The 1,783-nt window shown below is 42.3% G+C and carries 2 protein-coding genes; both read left to right on the plus strand.

Going from position 1 to position 1,783, the window contains the following annotated elements:
* The first annotated feature begins 189 nt into the window (after positions 1-189).
* Positions 190-843: a DUF2301 domain-containing membrane protein gene (locus AC5590_RS28575; RefSeq protein WP_169268977.1), complete on the plus strand. Its 654-nt coding sequence runs from the start codon at positions 190-192 to the stop codon at positions 841-843.
* On the plus strand, positions 843-1,529 hold the full coding sequence (locus tag AC5590_RS28580) for a YdcF family protein (RefSeq protein ID WP_169268978.1): 687 nt from the start codon (positions 843-845) through the stop codon (positions 1,527-1,529). The genes AC5590_RS28575 and AC5590_RS28580 overlap by 1 nt, the downstream gene beginning before the upstream one ends.
* The last annotated feature ends 254 nt before the right edge of the window (positions 1,530-1,783 follow it).

Genomic DNA, 1,783 nt, shown 5'->3' on the forward strand with positions numbered 1-1,783 from the left:
TTATTTTGCGGATTTTAACCGTGATTCAGATATCAACGAATCGCACAGCCCAGAAGCAAGCGTCAGATGAAAATTTCTCAAACCTCAGCCAAGATAACACACCAGAAAAGATTCTTATTATAGAAATTGTAGGTAAAAAATTTTTGGTTATCACGACCAACTCATTCAAATCCTAAATCTAAAATTGCTATGATTCAGCAAACAGTATCTGCACCAGAAATTTATCAAGGTCAGTTTGGCGAATTTACGATAACTGAGGGCGATCGCACAGGCGTAATCATCTACCGCGCGGGGTTAATGGTAGCTGCGGTGAGTTTTGCCATAGGCAGCGCTTTGGTTTTGCTAAACAATAACCCAGATTTTCAACTACTAACCCTTTTGTATGCCTGTTTCAGTGTTGGTCTTGGTGTTAGTTTACTAACGATTCACATATACATGGCATTTCTGCACCGAGTTTTACAAGTTTTTTGGGTTATTGGCAGTGTCACTGCAGTCATACTGGCATTATCTAACAGTGAACCTTTAGCCATAACCATTTACACTCAACCACTCACCTTGCTGGGAGTAGGCTTTATCTTTGCAGCCTTAACAGGGATTTACTTCAAAGAAGCATTTTGCTTTAATCGTTTTGAAACCAAGATACTGACACCCATGATTCCATTGCTGTTGCTGGGACATATGTTTGGTATTTTGCCAATACAGGCAGAAAAGGTCATACTCGGACTGTGGGCAATTTTGTTTTTGGTGTTTGCCTTACGTAAGGCAGTACAAGCAATTCCTCCGGATATTGGAGATAAATCTGTGTTTGAATATCTGAAAGCAAATCGTTCAGATAAGGTGTAATGCCTGCAAAAGTTCCTTACAAAAACCAAAAATTCCCCAAAATTCGTTTACTCAAACGGCGACAAACGTGGACGCTTACCCTTCAAGGATGGGTGAGTGTGTTCGCAACTGGCGCTCTTTTTTTGATTTTCACGATCACTCACATACATTCATTTCTGGCAGTCACTTCTCCCATCAAAGCAGACGCACTAGTTGTGGAAGGATGGATAACAGACGAAGCACTTCTACAAGCGTTTAGCGAATTTTCCAACAATTCCTATCGGCAAATTTTTACAACAGGAATTCCGGTGGAAAGAGGGTTTTATCTCGCTGAATACAAGAATTATGCAGAAATTGCTGCAGCCACTCTCAAAAAACTGGGCGTGCCAAAAGAAAAACTAGTCGTTGTTCCTACACCTCACGTTATTAAGGATCGTACTCATGCATCTGCTGTGGCATTTCGTCAGAAGCTCTTAAATTCAAATGACCAGTTAGAATCAGTTAATCTGTTTACGAATGACGCCCATGCTCGTAGAAGCTGGTTGATATACAAACAAGTCCTTGCTCCCATCAAAGTAGGTGTGATTGCTGCGAATCCATCAGATTACGATCCAAAGAAATGGTGGGTTTCAAGCGAAGGTGTGCGAACAGTCATTTCTGAAATTATCGCTTTTATTTATGCGCTATTTGTAAATTGGAAAGTTTGAAAAAAACGTAATTTTACAATCACTTTCTTTAAAGCTAGGAGACGAGAACAGTTTAGAGGTTATATCATGTCCGGATGAACACTTATAAAAAACGAAGAACCTCACCCCCATCCCCTCACGCCAGGTGCTACAACGGGGCGGCAGCTTTTCGGGGGAAACTTCCCCCGAAAACGTGCCTTGGGAACCCCCCGCAGTCGCCACAACGGTCAAAGCTCGCCGGGGGAAGCTTCCCCCGGCAGACTTTGGGGGAACCC

The sequence above is a fragment of the Brasilonema octagenarum UFV-OR1 genome (assembly GCF_963888615.1).
Classification (GTDB): domain Bacteria; phylum Cyanobacteriota; class Cyanobacteriia; order Cyanobacteriales; family Nostocaceae; genus Brasilonema; species Brasilonema sennae.

Coding starts and splice junctions, on each gene's coding strand:
- AC5590_RS28575 (WP_169268977.1), top strand. CDS start 190: ATGATTCAGCAAACAGTATCTGCACCAGAAATTTATCAAGGTCAGTTT.
- AC5590_RS28580 (WP_169268978.1), top strand. CDS start 843: ATGCCTGCAAAAGTTCCTTACAAAAACCAAAAATTCCCCAAAATTCGT.